At 72.3% G+C, this 13,779-nt stretch carries 14 protein-coding genes, 1 tRNA gene and 1 pseudogene; 10 read left to right on the forward strand and 6 right to left on the reverse strand.

Going from position 1 to position 13,779, the window contains the following annotated elements:
• The first annotated feature begins 48 nt into the window (after window positions 1–48).
• The 6 genes and pseudogenes from ACQKM2_RS09890 to ACQKM2_RS09915 all read left to right on the forward strand — a co-directional run bounded on the left by ACQKM2_RS09890 (window position 49) and on the right by ACQKM2_RS09915 (window position 5,182).
• Window positions 49–1,104: a PucR family transcriptional regulator gene (locus ACQKM2_RS09890; RefSeq protein ID WP_427708169.1), complete on the forward strand. Its 1,056-nt coding sequence runs from the start codon at window positions 49–51 to the stop codon at window positions 1,102–1,104.
• Between the two features lie 145 nt (window positions 1,105–1,249).
• Window positions 1,250–1,789, forward strand: a complete 540-nt coding sequence (locus ACQKM2_RS09895; RefSeq protein ID WP_427708171.1) for a hypothetical protein — start codon at window positions 1,250–1,252, stop codon at window positions 1,787–1,789.
• Window positions 1,786–3,300: a flotillin family protein gene (locus ACQKM2_RS09900; protein WP_427708173.1), complete on the forward strand. Its 1,515-nt coding sequence runs from the start codon at window positions 1,786–1,788 to the stop codon at window positions 3,298–3,300. Before ACQKM2_RS09895 ends, ACQKM2_RS09900 begins: the two co-directional genes overlap by 4 nt.
• A 310-nt stretch (window positions 3,301–3,610) precedes the next feature.
• Window positions 3,611–4,180: an RICIN domain-containing protein gene (locus tag ACQKM2_RS09905; protein WP_427708175.1), complete on the forward strand. Its 570-nt coding sequence runs from the start codon at window positions 3,611–3,613 to the stop codon at window positions 4,178–4,180.
• A 161-nt stretch (window positions 4,181–4,341) separates the two neighbouring features.
• Window positions 4,342–4,512, forward strand: a pseudogene (locus tag ACQKM2_RS09910) (hypothetical protein); the annotation flags it as partial.
• A 79-nt stretch (window positions 4,513–4,591) separates the two neighbouring features.
• Window positions 4,592–5,182, forward strand: coding sequence for a hypothetical protein (locus ACQKM2_RS09915; RefSeq protein WP_427708177.1), 591 nt, complete (start codon window positions 4,592–4,594; stop codon window positions 5,180–5,182).
• Window positions 5,183–5,263: 81 nt separating this feature from the next.
• Here ACQKM2_RS09915 and ACQKM2_RS09920 read toward each other — a convergent pair whose 3' ends face one another.
• The 4 genes from ACQKM2_RS09920 to ACQKM2_RS09935 all read right to left on the reverse strand — a co-directional run bounded on the left by ACQKM2_RS09920 (window position 5,264) and on the right by ACQKM2_RS09935 (window position 8,714).
• Window positions 5,264–5,956: a response regulator gene (locus ACQKM2_RS09920; RefSeq protein WP_427708179.1), complete on the reverse strand. Its 693-nt coding sequence runs from the start codon at window positions 5,954–5,956 to the stop codon at window positions 5,264–5,266.
• Window positions 5,953–7,122, reverse strand: coding sequence for a sensor histidine kinase (locus ACQKM2_RS09925; protein WP_427708181.1), 1,170 nt, complete (start codon window positions 7,120–7,122; stop codon window positions 5,953–5,955). Before ACQKM2_RS09925 ends, ACQKM2_RS09920 begins: the two co-directional genes overlap by 4 nt.
• Before the next feature lie 17 nt (window positions 7,123–7,139).
• Window positions 7,140–7,925, reverse strand: a complete 786-nt coding sequence (locus tag ACQKM2_RS09930) for a hypothetical protein (RefSeq protein WP_427708182.1) — start codon at window positions 7,923–7,925, stop codon at window positions 7,140–7,142.
• Between the two features lie 186 nt (window positions 7,926–8,111).
• The gene (locus tag ACQKM2_RS09935; RefSeq protein ID WP_427708184.1) at window positions 8,112–8,714 is read right to left on the reverse strand and encodes a TetR/AcrR family transcriptional regulator; all 603 of its coding nucleotides are present in this window, start codon (window positions 8,712–8,714) and stop codon (window positions 8,112–8,114) included.
• A gap of 81 nt (window positions 8,715–8,795) precedes the next feature.
• On the opposite strand from ACQKM2_RS09935, the gene ACQKM2_RS09940 reads away from it, so the two are divergent.
• Window positions 8,796–9,641 (forward strand): SDR family oxidoreductase, encoded by an 846-nt coding sequence (locus tag ACQKM2_RS09940; protein WP_427708186.1) that lies wholly within the window; start codon window positions 8,796–8,798, stop codon window positions 9,639–9,641.
• 134 nt (window positions 9,642–9,775) lie between these two features.
• On the opposite strand, the gene ACQKM2_RS09945 is transcribed toward ACQKM2_RS09940, so the two are convergent.
• Window positions 9,776–9,846 (reverse strand) — tRNA-Gly (locus tag ACQKM2_RS09945).
• A 476-nt stretch (window positions 9,847–10,322) separates the two neighbouring features.
• On the opposite strand from ACQKM2_RS09945, the gene dcd reads away from it, so the two are divergent.
• On the forward strand, window positions 10,323–10,910 hold the full coding sequence (gene dcd / locus ACQKM2_RS09950; protein WP_007265045.1) for a dCTP deaminase: 588 nt from the start codon (window positions 10,323–10,325) through the stop codon (window positions 10,908–10,910).
• Window positions 10,907–11,407 (forward strand): phosphoribosyltransferase, encoded by a 501-nt coding sequence (locus tag ACQKM2_RS09955; RefSeq protein ID WP_125603639.1) that lies wholly within the window; start codon window positions 10,907–10,909, stop codon window positions 11,405–11,407. Before dcd ends, ACQKM2_RS09955 begins: the two co-directional genes overlap by 4 nt.
• 83 nt (window positions 11,408–11,490) lie before the next feature.
• On the opposite strand, the gene ACQKM2_RS09960 is transcribed toward ACQKM2_RS09955, so the two are convergent.
• Complete coding sequence (locus tag ACQKM2_RS09960; protein ID WP_427708189.1) at window positions 11,491–12,417, reverse strand: Yip1 family protein; 927 nt, start codon at window positions 12,415–12,417, stop codon at window positions 11,491–11,493.
• 231 nt (window positions 12,418–12,648) lie between these two features.
• Between ACQKM2_RS09960 and ACQKM2_RS09965 the strand changes: the two genes are divergently transcribed.
• Window positions 12,649–13,674, forward strand: coding sequence for a hypothetical protein (locus ACQKM2_RS09965; RefSeq protein ID WP_427708191.1), 1,026 nt, complete (start codon window positions 12,649–12,651; stop codon window positions 13,672–13,674).
• Window positions 13,675–13,779 lie beyond the last annotated feature (105 nt).

Raw genomic sequence — 13,779 nt, forward strand, 5'->3', positions numbered from 1 at the left:
CTCGTGCAAAGGGCATGTATGCACTGAAACGGATATAGGGGGAGTGGCGTGGCGGACAGGGCGGCTGCGGCGGGCCATCTGGCGGGGTACACCGACATCCTGCGCGACGCGAGTGCCACCGGACGCCGGCTCACCCGTGCCGAGGTGGAAGCCCGGCGGGCGGAAGGGGAGCGGGCCGCGGACGCGGGACTGCCGCTGCGGGACCTGATACGGGTCCACCTGGCCACGGCCCAGGGGGCCGTGCCTGCGTCGCGGGCGGCGGGGCCGCTGCTGGCCGCCGTGGAGCAGGCGGTGGACGCGTTCGTCGAGGGCTACGAGCGGGCCCAGCGCCAGGCCGTCCGCCAGGAGGAGGCCGCGCGCCGCGAGTTCATCGACGACCTGCTGTACGGGCGGGGCGGGCTGGGCCGGCTGGCCGAGCGGGCGGAGCGGTACGGACTGCGGCTCTCGCAGGCGCACGCGGTGGCGGTCGCCGTCGGGCCGGAGCCCTACGGCGACGGCTATCCCGTGGCCCGCCGCATCGAGGAGGCGGTGCTGGGCCGGTTCGGGAACCGGCTGATCCTGCTCGCCACCAAGGACGGCCGGCTCGTCTGCGTGGCCCCGGGCGACCAGCCCGACGTCCTCGCCTTCTTCGCCGAGCAGGCGTACGCCGCCACCGACGGCGGCCGGGCCGCGATCGGCCGCTCCCATCCGGGCCCCGGCGGGGTCGTCCACTCGTACGAGGAGGCGCTGGGCGTCCTCGACCTCGCCGAGCGGATGGGCCTGGAAGGGCCGGTGCTGCACGCCGCCGACCTGCTCGTCTACCCCGTCCTCACCCGCGACCGGCAGGCCATGGCCGATCTCGTGGAGAGCGCCCTGGGGCCGCTCCGCGGCGCACGCGGCGGCCCCCGGCCGCTGCTGGACACGCTCACCGCCTACTTCGACAGCGGCTGCGTGGCCACCGAGACGGCCCGCCGGCTCTCGCTGAGCGTACGGGCCCTGACCTACCGGCTGGAGCGCATCCACACGCTCTGCGGTGCGGACCCGATGGATCCGCGGCACCGGTACACGCTCCAGACGGCGGCGATCGGCGCACGGCTGCTGGGCTGGCCCGACGCGGGGGCATGAGCGGGCGAGCCCGTAGCGGGCGTGAGCGACCCCCGCTGCGTCAAAGACGCGTAAAGACTGCCGACGGCAGGCAATGTGCGCCGTCCCCTCCCCCTGACACGATCCGGCTGTCCAGCGGAAACACGTGTTCGGCGGGGAGGTGCGCATGGCCCTGTTTCTCGGCCTCGGCAGCGGGGGGATCGTCCTGCTGGTGTGCTCGCTGGCGTTCGACGGGGTGCTCGAAGGCCTCTTCGACGGCTGGCTGTCGCTTCCGGTGATCGCGGGCTTCGTCGCGATGCTCGGCTTCACGGGGGCGATCGTGCTCGGGACCACGGGTCTCGGACCGGGAGCGGCAGCCGCCCTGGGGGGTGCCACCGGAGCCGGCGCGGGCTGGTCGGCGTACCGGCTGGGCCGGGCCCTCGCCCGCGACCAGGGCGCCGCCGCACCGCGCCGGACCGAGCTCGTCGGCTCGGCCGGGTACGTGGTCACCCCCGTCCCGGCCGCCGGCTACGGCGAAGTCCTGCTGCGGCTGGGCGGCCAGCCGGTCAAGTGCGCGGCCACGGCCGACGGCCCGCTGCCCCTGGGCGCGGAGGTGTGGGTGACGGCGGTCCCGTCGTCCACCTCGGTCACCGTCCGCGCCGTGAACCACCAGCTCACCGATCACAGATCTGCCCCCCTGCGCGCGGGCAGCGGAGATGCCTCATGAGTCCAGTCGTCATCGCGGTCGTGGGAGTGGTCGTACTCCTCGTCCTGCTCGCCCTCGCCGTCGTCACCCGCTACAAGGTCGCCGGCCCCAGCGAGGCGTTCATCATCACGGGCCGGCGCGGCAAGAAGTCCACCGATCCGGCGACCGGGCAGGTCTTCACCGACAACAGCGGCCAGAAGGTCGTGGTCGGCGGCGGGGTGTTCGTCGTCCCGTTCGTCCAGCAGCGCTACACCCTCGACCTGTCCAGCCGGCACATCCCGATCGCCGTCCGCGGCGCGGTGACCCTGCGCGGCATCAAGGCCAACCTCGAAGGCGTCGCGATCGTCAAGGTCGGCGGCAACGAGGACGCCATCCGCGCCGCCGCGCAGCGCTTCCTCCAGCAGCAGGACGGCATCGTCGGCTTCACCCAGGAAGTCCTCTCCGGCGCCCTGCGCGCCATCGTCGGCCGCATGTCCGTCGAGGACATCATCCGCGACCGGGCCGCGTTCGCCGGACAGGTCGCGGAGGAGGCCGAGGCCAGCCTGTCCGGCCAGGGCCTGGTCCTCGACGCCTTCCAGATCCAGGACATCACCACCGAGGGCTCCTACCTGGAGGACCTCGGCCGCCCCGAAGCCGCCAGTGCCAAGCGGGAGGCGGACATCGCGGAGGCCAATGCCCGCCAGGCCGCCGAGCAGGCCCGGCTGAAGGCCGAGGAGGAGATCGCGGTCGCGCAGCGCACCCTCTACCTGCGTCAGGCCGAGATCAAGGCCGAGACCGACGCCGCCACGGCCCAGGCGAACGCCGCCGGCCCGCTGGCCGAGGCCGACCGGCAGCAGCAGATCCTCGCCGAGCAGGAGAAGGTCGCCGAACGGCAGGCCGCGCTGACCGACCGCCAGCTCGACACCGAGATCCGCAAGCCCGCCGACGCCCGCCGGTACCAGGCCGAACAGGAGGCCGAGTCCCAGAGGGTCGCCCGGGTGAAGCAGGCCGAGGCCGAACGCCTGGCCGCCATCGCCGCCGCCCAGGCGGAAGCCGAGCGGGCCCGGCTGACCGGCGAGGGCGAGAAGCAGCGCCGCTCCGCCCTCGCCGAGGCCGAGGCGATCGAGGGCGCCAAGCGCGGCGATGCCGAGCGCGCCCGCCGCGCGGCGATCGCCGACGCCGTCCGGATGGAGGGCGACGCCGAAGCGGCCGCCATCACGGCGAAGGGCGCGGCGGAGGCCGGGGCGATGCAGAAGAAGGCGGACGCCTTCGAGGCCTACGGCGAGGCGGCGGTGATCCAGATGCTGGTGGAGGCGCTCCCGCAGGTGGTCGCCAAGGCCGCCGAACCGCTGGGCGCCATCGACAAGATGACCGTCATCTCCACCGACGGCGCGGGCAGACTGCCCCGCACGGTGGCCGACAACGTCGCCCAGGGCATGGAACTCCTCACCGCCACAACGGGCGTGGACCTCCCCCAACTCCTCAAATCCCTCACCACCCCCACCCCCGCCCCGCCCCAGCCCCAGCCCGCAAAGATCCCCGTCACCGGCTGACGGACGAAGCAGGCCCAGGTCACCGACCTGGGCCTGCCCCCAGGAGGCCGGGGTGGCCCGGCCCCTCGCGGAGGCGTCGGGGCGGGACGCGCCCGGAAGAAACGATCTTGTGTGCGCCGGTCGGCGTACCAGTTGGGCCGACGGGCCCACACAAGATCGTTTCTCCGGTGGACGGCGGCCCGAGGGGCGTGACCGGCGCCGGTCCGCCGTGGGACGGTCGTCGGACTTCCCGAGCGGCAACCTCCTGCCCCGGCCCCTGCCGGGCTGCGCCGCCCTGCCCGCACCCCCTCACGGAAATGAGCGCTCCGTCATGCGCAAGCGTCTGATCCCCCTGCTGGCCGCCGTCTGCGCGGCCGTCCCGCTCGTCCTCGCCGGATCCGGCCCGGCGGCGGCGGACACGTCCGTCAACCAGGACCTGGTCAACAAGATGAACGGCAGCCGCCTGGCCCTCGGCAGCGACAGCACCGCCGACGGGGCCGAGGTGATCGCCCTGCGCGGTACCCGCTGGGACTCCTACATCACCGAGGCCTGGGACTTCGAGGGCACCTACGACAGCAACGCGAAGCTGTGGACGGCGACCCTGCGCAACCGCGCCTCCAACCGCTGCCTGGAGCCGGAAACCTCGGCCGCCGCGCGCGGCAACCGCGTCGTCGTGCGCTCCTGTGACGGATCCGACCGGCAGAAGTGGAGCCTGCGCCTGGAGACGGGTGGCGGCAACGCCGAACGGTGGTGGATCTGGCGTCCGTTGGCCAACGTCAACGTGGCCATGACGATCCAGAACACGAACAACGACCAGTGGGACACCATCCGCCTGGACTACTCCTACCCCTCCACCGACCGCCTCTGGCTCCTCGGCCCCAACAACAGCGCCTGGTGGTAGCCCACCCCACCGGAGCCGCCGGTCCATGACGTCCGTACGGCGCCGGGGGCCCGGGTCGCAGACCCGGGCCCCCGCGTACGACCGGCCCGGCGCGTCCCGCCGCCGCAGTACCCGCAGACACGCCGCCCAAGGACCGGACCGCCGAGAAGGTCGTCGGCTCGGCGCTGGTCCCGTTCCCCTTCGTCAACGACCCGGTCCTCACGCGTTCCCGGCAGGCGCAGGAGAACCCGTACTACGTCCTCAAGCGCTACGGGTACTGGCGCAACAGCGGCGCTTCTTCCCCCGTGCGGGGGAGACGGTCGGGACCGGGGACGGACGCCCGGCTGCGGTAGGGCGCCGGAGCATGGGGGCGGCAGCAACTCCCGGGCTCTGTCCGGCTCCCGGGATGTCCCCGGCGTAAGGAAGACGGCGATGAGCGTGACCGAGACCAAGACCCTGACCGAGACCCTGGCCAGGGCGGGTGTCACGGCCGGCGCGGACGCCGCGGCGCGCGTGCCGCAGGTGTCCCGCGCCGTCGTGTGGGCGGCGCACGCGGTCCCGCTCTGCGCACTGCCGTCGGGGCTGTGGCGCATCGCTCTCGTCTCGGGCTGGCCCGACTGGTACGCGGGCCACGCATGGCTGCCGGGCGAGCGCCCCTACGTCGTTTCGCTGTCGCTGATCGCGGAGTGTCTGGCGCTGCTCACGCTCGGGCTGGTCAAGCCGTGGGGCGAACGGCTCCCCGACCGGCTCCCGTTCGCCGGCGGACGCGCGCTGTCGGTCCGCGCCGTCGTCGTGCCGGCTTCGGTGGGCGCCTTCCTCGCCACAGCACTGTCCGCCTACGCCACGCTCAACTACTTCTTCCACTTCGTCCCGCCGCTGAACGACACCGGCGAGGCGTTCCCCACGAGCGGACCGGGCGCCTGGGCGCTGTGGGCCTGCTACATCCCGATCCTGGCGTGGGGCCCGCTGCTCGCCGTGGTCACCCGCTCCTACTACCTGCGCCGGACCCGCGGAACGCGGTAGGGATCGAACCCGCGCTACAAGCTGCGGAATCCATGCCGCTCGGCATTCTGCGCGGTGCAGCCGTACTTGGGGGGAGCCGCCTCAATACGCTCCCGGGCCCCCGCCGGATGCCGACACGACTCCGGACTCGTAGGCCGCGATCACCAGTTGGGCGCGGTCGCGGGCGGCCAGTTTGGCCAGCAGGCGGCCGATGTGGGTCTTCACCGTGCCCATGCTCAGGTGCAGACGGGCTGTGATCTCGGCGTTCGACAGACCCCGGGCGATCAGCTCCAGTACCTCGCGCTCCCGCTCCGTCACCCCTGTCAAAGGGGCCGGGACCCTGGCCGGCGCAGGGCCGGGGCGGCTGGTGAAGTCCTCGATGAGGCGGCGGGTCACCGACGGCGCCAGCAGGGAGTCCCCCGCGGCGACGACCCGGATCGCGGCCAGTACCTCCGCCGGTGGGGCGTCCTTGAGGAGGAAGCCCGACGCGCCGGCCCGCAGAGCCGCGTAGACGTACTCGTCGAGGTCGAACGTGGTCAGGATCAGTACCCGTACGCCGGCGGTCTCGGGGGAGCCGCAGATCCGTCGGGTCGCCTCGATGCCGTCCATGCCGGGCATCCGGATGTCCATCAGGACCAGGTCCGGTCGGTTCAGACGGGCCAGCTCGACGGCTTCGGCTCCGTCCCCCGCCTCTCCGACAGCGGTGAGACCGGGTTCGTTCTCCACGAGGATCCGGAAGGAGCCCCGCAGCAACACCTGGTCGTCGACGAGCAGCACCCGGGTGGTGTCGGTCATTCGGTTCTCCTCGTACCGTCCAGGGGGAGGCGGGCGGAGACCGCGAAGCCCCCCTCGGGACGCGGGCCCGCGTCGAACGTTCCGCCGTACATCGTCGCCCGTTCCCGCATGCCGATCAGGCCGTGCCCGCCGGACGGCATCCGGCCGCCACCGCGGACTCCGTCGTCCGTGACATCGATCCGTACGTCGCGGGGGTCCGCTTCGACCGTCACCCGGCAGCGGGCGGGAGCCGCGTGCTTCACCGTGTTGGTGAGGCACTCCTGGACGATCCGGTGCACGGCCAACGAGATTCCGGCCGACAGGCCTCCGGCCGGAACCAGGACCGTCAGGTCGACCGCCACGCCGGCTTGCCGGGCCTGATCGGCCAGCAGCGGGAGGGCGTCGATGCCTGGTGCCGGGGCCAGCGGGGCTTCGGCGGTGTCGGCGCGCAGCGCGCCGAGGGTGCGGCGCATCTCGGTCATGGCGGCCCGGCTGGTCTGCTCGATGACACGCAGCGCGTCCACGGCCTCTTCGGGGCGCCGCTGCGCGACATGCGCGGCGACGCCCGCCTTCACGGCGATCAGGCTGAGGCTGTGCGACACGATGTCGTGCAACTCGCGGGCGATCCGCAGCCGTTCGCCGGCGATGGCGCCTTCCGTGCGGCGGGCGGCGCGGTCCGCTTCCCGGGCTCGGCGGGCACGTACGGCGAAGCCCGCGGCCCAGCCGCCGCCCACGACCAGCCAGACGACGGCGACGACGCCGACTGCTCCGCGCCAGGTCTCGGCAGGAGTGACCGCGGCCTCCCCGGCGAGGACGGCGGCCGCCGAGAAGGCGAGTGCGGCGGCCAGTACGGGGACGGACCGGCGCGGGAGTTCGGCGAGGGCGACCAGGTACAGGGTGAGGCCGACGGCGGCGTAAGGCTCGCGCGTGATGTCCAGGAGGCCGGCGGCGACGGATCCGGCGAGGGCCGTCAGCGCCGCCGGTACGGGCCACCGCCTGCGGGCGGCGACCGGGAGCCCGACCAGCGCGGCCACGAGCACGCCCGCCCACGCCGGTCCCGTGTAGGCGGGCTGGCCCTCGCTGCCGGACATCCGGGCGAAACCGGTGTACGCGGCGGTGATGAGGAACGCGGCGGCCAGGTCGAGGGCGAGCAGGTGCCCGTCGTGGGGCCGCCGCAGAAGACGCATCATCCGACCGTACATCGTCAACCGACCTGCCCGATCAGGGTCATGAGCATTGCCGTGGCGGTGATCGTGGCGGTCCAGCGCAGGACCGTGGCCCGGCGGGGCGCGGGGCCGTCGCGGAGCACGGTGACGCCCAGCGGGACGAGTGCGAGGCAGAGTCCGGCGACGGCCACGACCGACAGCGGCGTGGTGCCCTTGAGCACGCCGAGCGGCAGCGCGGCGGTCGCCGCGAGGGCGAGGGCGCGCACCGGGCCGACCACCCGGGCCCGCCAGGCGCCGACCGCGAGGAGCAGCCAGCCGCCCGTGATGGCGAGGTTGAGGGCGCTGAAGACGTGGAAGGCGCCGTACGTCTCGCCGACGAACCGGGTGGCGGTCGCCGCGCCCTGCCGGTCGGCGAGTTGGAAGGCGAGGTGGTCCACCCCCGCGTGGAACGTCCGGGCGAAGAGCCCGAGGGCGGCGAGGATCCCGCCCCACAGGGCCAGTCCGGGGCTGCGGCGGCCGATGCGGGACGCGAGGGTGACGAGGGCGGGCCACAGCAGGACGGTGCCGGCGGCGAAGGCGCCATAGGCCCAGGCCATGAGGCCGGGGTGTTCGACGCGGGCGGCGAGCTGGTCCGGGAAGAAGAAGTGGAAAGGCAGCCGCAGCAGGACGCCGGTTCCCAGCAGCAGGGGGCCGGCCACCAGCGAGACCCCGCCGGTCCACCGGCCGGGGAAGGGCGCGTCGCCGGACCACTCCACCGGCAGCAGCCGGGCCGCCGCCAGGGTGGGGGTGCCATGGGCGAGGGGTGTGCTCGGGGTTGTCGTCATGCCGTGAACGGTCCCGCGCGGGAGGGGCCCGCCGCGTCGGAGTACGGTCCACTTCCCGCCGTCAGCCCCAGGTCCGACCCGGCCGTTGTCCGGGCTGCCGCATCAGACCACGGTCCGATGCGGCAGCCGGCAGCCGGCAGCCGGCAGTCGCACGGCGGACCGGGATGTGTCCGTCGTGCTCGCTGGTCAGAGGGGCTGGCGGGGAGCCTTCAGGGAGTCGAGCCAGCTGAGCAGGCGGGCTCCCTCGCGGGTCATGATGTCCGGGTCGCGCAGGGCGTTGGCCAGGAGCGACATGCCCTGGTAGCCGGAAACGAGGGTGACGGCGAGGTCGTCCGGGTCGGGCAGGCCCAGGGCGCGGAACTGCTGTCCGGTCCAGTCGAGCAGGCGTCGGATCACTGCGCCGGCCTCCGCGTCGAGGCTGCCGTCCGCGCGTTTGTCGAGTTCGACGGCCAGGGTCCCGGTGGGGCAGCCGTAGCGGGCGGCGATGTCGCGCTGGCCGACCCAGGCTTCGATCAGGGCCTTGAGGCGGTCGAGCGGGTCGGGCAGTCGGTCCAGCCGACCGGTGAGTCCGTCCAGGTGGGCGCTGTGCTCGGACAATGCGGCCTGGATCAGTTCGTCCTTGGTCTTGAAGTAGTAGTAGACGTTCCCGACGGGGACGTCGGCCACCCGCGCGATGTCGGCGAGAGTGGTCCGTTCGACACCCTGCTCGTGCAGGACCTGAGCCGCCGCGGCCGTGAGCCGTCGGCGTTTGTCGGTGGCCCGCGCTCGGGGCTTCACTGAGTCAGTCACCTAACCAACTATAGACAGCGCCCGGGATGGCCGTGTTAGGGTCCAGTCAAGTCAGCCAACTAACTAACTCGGGGGATTCCGATGATCGTGGTCACGGGTGCGACGGGCAACATCGGGCGGACGCTGGTGCCGCTGCTGGCCGAGGCCGGCGAGGAGGTCGTGGCCGTCTCGCGGCAGCCGCATCCCGCTGGGCTCCGGGCCGGCGTTCGGCACGCTCAGGCCGACGTCGGAGATGCCGCGGGCATGAGGCCGGTCCTCGATGGCGCCGACGCCTTCTTCATCCTGCTGGGCGGCGAGCTCAACGGCCACGGCGAGAGCCCGGAGGCCCTGCTGGACGCGGCCGAGGAGGCCGGGGTCAAGCGGGTCGTCCTGCTCTCCTCCCAGATCAACTCCACCCGCCCCGAGGTCCTCTCGCACACCCGCCTTCGCGAGTTCGAGGCCGCCGTGCGCGCGTCCGGGCCCGACTTCACCATCCTGCGCCCGGGCGGCTTCGCCTCCAATGCCTCCGCCTGGGCCGAGTCGGTCCGCACGAAGCGCGCGGTCTTCGCCCCGTTCGGGGACGTGGCGCTGCCCGTCATCGACCCGGCGGACATCGCCGGGGTCGCTGCTGCCGCGCTGCGCGAGGACGGCCACGCGGGCCGTACCTACGAGCTGACCGGCCCCGAGGCGATCAGCCCCCGGCGGCAGGCCGCGGTGATCTCCAGGGCCTTGGGCGAGGACGTGGCCTTCGTGGAACTGTCCCGCGAGGACGCGCACGCCCACATGGCGCAGTTCATGCCCGAGGAAGTCATCGGCGGCACGCTGGACGTCCTCGGCGTCCCGCTGCCGGCCGAGCGGGAGATCAGCCCCGATGTGGAGAGGGTCCTCCACCGTCCGGCCGGGTCCTTCGGCGACTGGGTCGCGCGCAACCTGCCGGCCTTCCGGTAGGACCAGTTCCGGCAGCCCGGCTGAACTCGTTGCGGTGAGCGGCGACTTGCGGCACGCGGAGGGCGCGGCGAGATCGGAAGACAGGTCCCGGCAACGACGAAGGCCCAGGTCTGTGACCTGGGCCTTCGTTCAAGAGCGGATGACGGGAATCGAACCCGCGCTATAAGCTTGGGAAGCTCATGTTCTACCATTAAACTACATCCGCGCAGTGGTCCAGTTGCCTGGATCCCTACCGTTGCACACTGTACCCCATGATCGACCCCCGGTGAATTCTCCCGTCGGGGTCGTCGCCGTGTCCGCGGTGCAGGAGGGTTCGTGGGGGCGGGAGTTGGGGCGTACCGTTGGGGTGCGGAGCGGCGGCTGGAGTGGGTCCCGATCATCCCCTAATGTGGCGATTCATCGCGTTACGGCTCGTTGGGGAAAGGGACTCGATGGAGCACACAGTCGTCCGTTGTGCCGAAGGGCATGTTTTCAACACCGCTTCGTTCCCGTTGCAGCACCTCGGTGCCGGACGGATCGGGCCCGGGCGGCTGCTGCGGTGTCCGCGGTGCGCGCGGCTGAGGCACGCGGTGCCCGTCGGCGGCGTCAAGCGGTAGGGCGCGGGGCGACCCGGTGGCCGTGCGGGCGCGCGGGGGCCTTCTCGATTGGGGGTGGCCCGCGCGCTCTGCGTATCCTCGGGACGTGCTTCTCTCCGACAAAGACATCCGGGCCGAGATCGACAGCGGACGGGTTCGCATTGACCCGTTCGACGAGTCGATGGTGCAGCCCTCCAGCATCGACGTACGCCTCGACCGGTTCTTCCGGGTCTTCGAGAACCACCGCTACGCGCACATCGACCCCGCCATCGAGCAGCCCGACCTGACCCGCATGGTCGAGCCCGAGGGCGACGAGGCGTTCATCCTGCATCCGGGTGAGTTCGTGCTCGCCTCGACGTACGAGGTCATCTCGCTCCCCGAGGACATCGCCTCCAGACTGGAGGGGAAGTCCAGCCTGGGGCGCCTGGGTCTGGTGACGCATTCGACCGCCGGATTCATCGACCCCGGGTTCTCGGGGCACGTGACCCTGGAGCTGTCGAACCTGGCCACCCTTCCGATCAAGCTCTGGCCGGGCATGAAGATCGGGCAGCTGTGCATGTTCCGCCTCAGCTCGCCCGCGGAGTTCCCGTACGGCAGCGAGCGGTACGGCTCCAGGTACCAGGGGCAGCGCGGGCCGACCGCCTCGCGCTCCTTCCAGAACTTCCACCGTACCCAGGTGAGGCACGAAGCATGAGTGACGCAGTACGCGAGAACCTCTCCTACGAGGGCTTCGGGCGCGCCGTCCGCGAGCTGGCGCAGACCATCGCCGACGACGGCTACGAGCCGGACATCATCCTGAGCATCGCCCGCGGCGGCGTCTTCGTCGCCGGCGGTCTGGCGTACGCGCTCGACTGCAAGAACATCCACCTGGTGAACGTGGAGTTCTACACCGGCGTCGGCACCACGCTGGAGATGCCGGTCATGCTGGCGCCCGTCCCCGAGGCGATCGACTTCACGGACAAGAAGGTCCTGATCGCCGACGACGTGGCCGACACGGGCAAGACGCTCAAGCTCGTCCACGACTTCTGCCTCGGCCACGTCGCCGAGGTGCGCTCCGCCGTCATCTACGAGAAGTCCCACTCGCTCGTCCAGTGCGAGTACGTGTGGAAGCGCACCGACGACTGGATCGAGTTCCCCTGGTCGGTCCAGCCGCCCGTGGTGAAGCGCGAGGGCCAGGTCCTCGACGCCTGACGGATGTGGGAACGGATGTCGGAAGGGCCCGCCGCGCATGCGCGGCGGGCCCTTCCCGTGTGTGTCGTCCCTGTACGGGGCGGCTAGAGCGTGCCCAGCTTGATCATCGAGAGCAGCGCGACCAGCTGGATCGCGGACGCGCCCAGCGCCTTCTGCCAGGGCAGGTCGTGCGACTTGCTCACCATCGAGGTGAACAGCGCGCCGGCCGCCAGCCAGGTCACCCAGCCCAGCACCTGCACGAACATGTTGTCGCCGCCCAGGAACACCGCCACCAGCAGGCGCGGCGCGTCCGTGATGGACATGACCAGCATCGACAGGCCCACGGTCGGCTGCCACGCGCCGTCGCCGCCCAGCTGGCGGGCCAGGGTGTGGGTCACCGCGCCGAGGATCAGGCCGCACAGGACGAAGGCCACGCCGGCGCTGAGGATGATCGGGATCACCTGGGTGAGGGTCGCCTTGATGGCGTCCTCGCGGGCCTTGTCGAAGCCGAAGACCGCGAGCATGCCGTAGACGAAGGTCACGACCAGCGCCGGGCCCCAGACGGGGTAGTCCCGCATCTGCAGGAAGGTCGGTCCCGGGCGCAGCACGATGCCGCGCAGCAGGTCCTTCCAGTGCAGCCGCGGTCCGACGGGGGCCGCGCCCGCCTGGTACGTCGCGCCCTGGCCGTACGGGTCCTCGCCGACCGAGAAGGCCTGGGTGTACCCCGGGTCGTTCGCGTACGAGGCCCCTTGCCGGCCCGCGTACGGGTCCTGCGGGGGCTGCGGGTGCGCGTGCGGGTGCGGCTGCTGGGAGTACGGGTCGAAGTACTCCGGCTCGCCCTGGTCGCCCGCGCCGCCCTGGGCCGGCCAGTGCTGCTGCGGCGGCGGGCCTGCGGGCGGGTAGGGCTGATGACCGTACGGTGCCTGCGACGCTTGCTGCTGCTGACCGTACGGCTGCTGCCGCGGGGTGTGCGGGGGTTGCTGCGGAGGGTGGTTGTCGTCCCTGCCGCGTCCGATCCTGAATCCAGCCACGTGATCGAAAGTACCTGCTCCGCCGGGTGGCCGTGGCCGGGCCGCCGGAACGGGCGGCCTTTGCGGCTGACCTGTGACATCCCCTAGGGGGAGCCCGGGGAGGGTGATTTACACGGTTGCGGGGGCTTCTGTGGTGGTTCGTTACGCGGCCGACGGAATGCGTACGTATCGGGTCCGTAGCTTCGTGAATGTCGCCGCCACGGAGTCACGAACCAGAACGGAAACCCAGTCATGCGCCGTACCCGCCGCAGCACCACCCTTCGTACCGCCGCAGTCCTCACCGGCGCCGCCGCCGTGCTGGCGCTGCCCGTCGGATCCGCCTTCGCGGACTCGCCGACGGTGCCGGAGCCCGAGGTGCTGCCGGGGGTCGAGCAGCCGGTGGTGGACCCGTCGGTGGAGCCGTCGGTCGAGCCGTCGGTCGAGCCGCCCGTGAAGCCGGTCGAGAAGCCGGTCGAGAAGCCCGTCGAGAAGCCGTCGAAGGGGCGGGCGTACGTCACCACCGTGAGGCTGGCCGACGGGTCGGTCGCCAAGGTCTACAAGCTCGGCGACCGCCACTTCGAGGCCGACGTCTTCGCCCGGGGCGTCAAGCTGGACACCCTGGTCAGCAAGGACGGAAAGCCGGCGTACGGGCAGAACAACGGCCTGCACGTCGTCCTCCAGCCGAACGGCACCGTGACCTCGTGGGTCGAGGGCGGCTCCCGCAAGCCGGTCGAGAAGCCCGTCGAGAAGCCCGTCGAGAAGCCGAAGCCGCAGGTCAAGAAGGAGACCTGGGTACGGATCACCATGCCGGACGGGCGCATCGCGCGACTGGTCGACGGCCCGCAGGGCAAGCGCGCCGAGATCTCCATGCCGAACGGGAACCTGCTCGGCACGATCGACATGAAGCACCGCAGCGCGCTGAACGACGGCTGGACGTACAAGCTCGTCCAGGACGGGAAGCGCGTGAAGTTCGTCGTCATCGACGGCAAGGGGGGCGGGGACAGCTGGGTGTACGACTTCTCCACCGGAAAGCTGATCGAGCGGTACAGGGCGGAGAAGCCGGCCGGGCCGGCGAAGCCGGCGACGAACGCGGGTGTGAAGACGGAGCCGTCGAAGATCGAGCGGGTGGTGCCGAAGGGCGGCGTGAACGCCGGCGCCGGGGGCTCCGGGGCGCAGGCCGACACCCCGCTGCTGCTGGCCGCGGGCGGCGGCATGGCCGCGACGGGCGCGGCGGGCCTCGGCTTCGCGATGCTCCGCCGGAACCGCACCAACGACTGACACGCACACGCCGAACGGCCGGCCCCCGTGAGGGGACCGGCCGTTCTGTGCGTGCCGTCCGGCCTGGGCCGGTGCTACTTGGCCGGCTCGGGCTTCGCCTCGCCC

The organism is Streptomyces sp. NPDC004126 (assembly GCF_050275515.1).
In the GTDB taxonomy this organism is placed as follows: Bacteria; Actinomycetota; Actinomycetes; order Streptomycetales; family Streptomycetaceae; genus Streptomyces.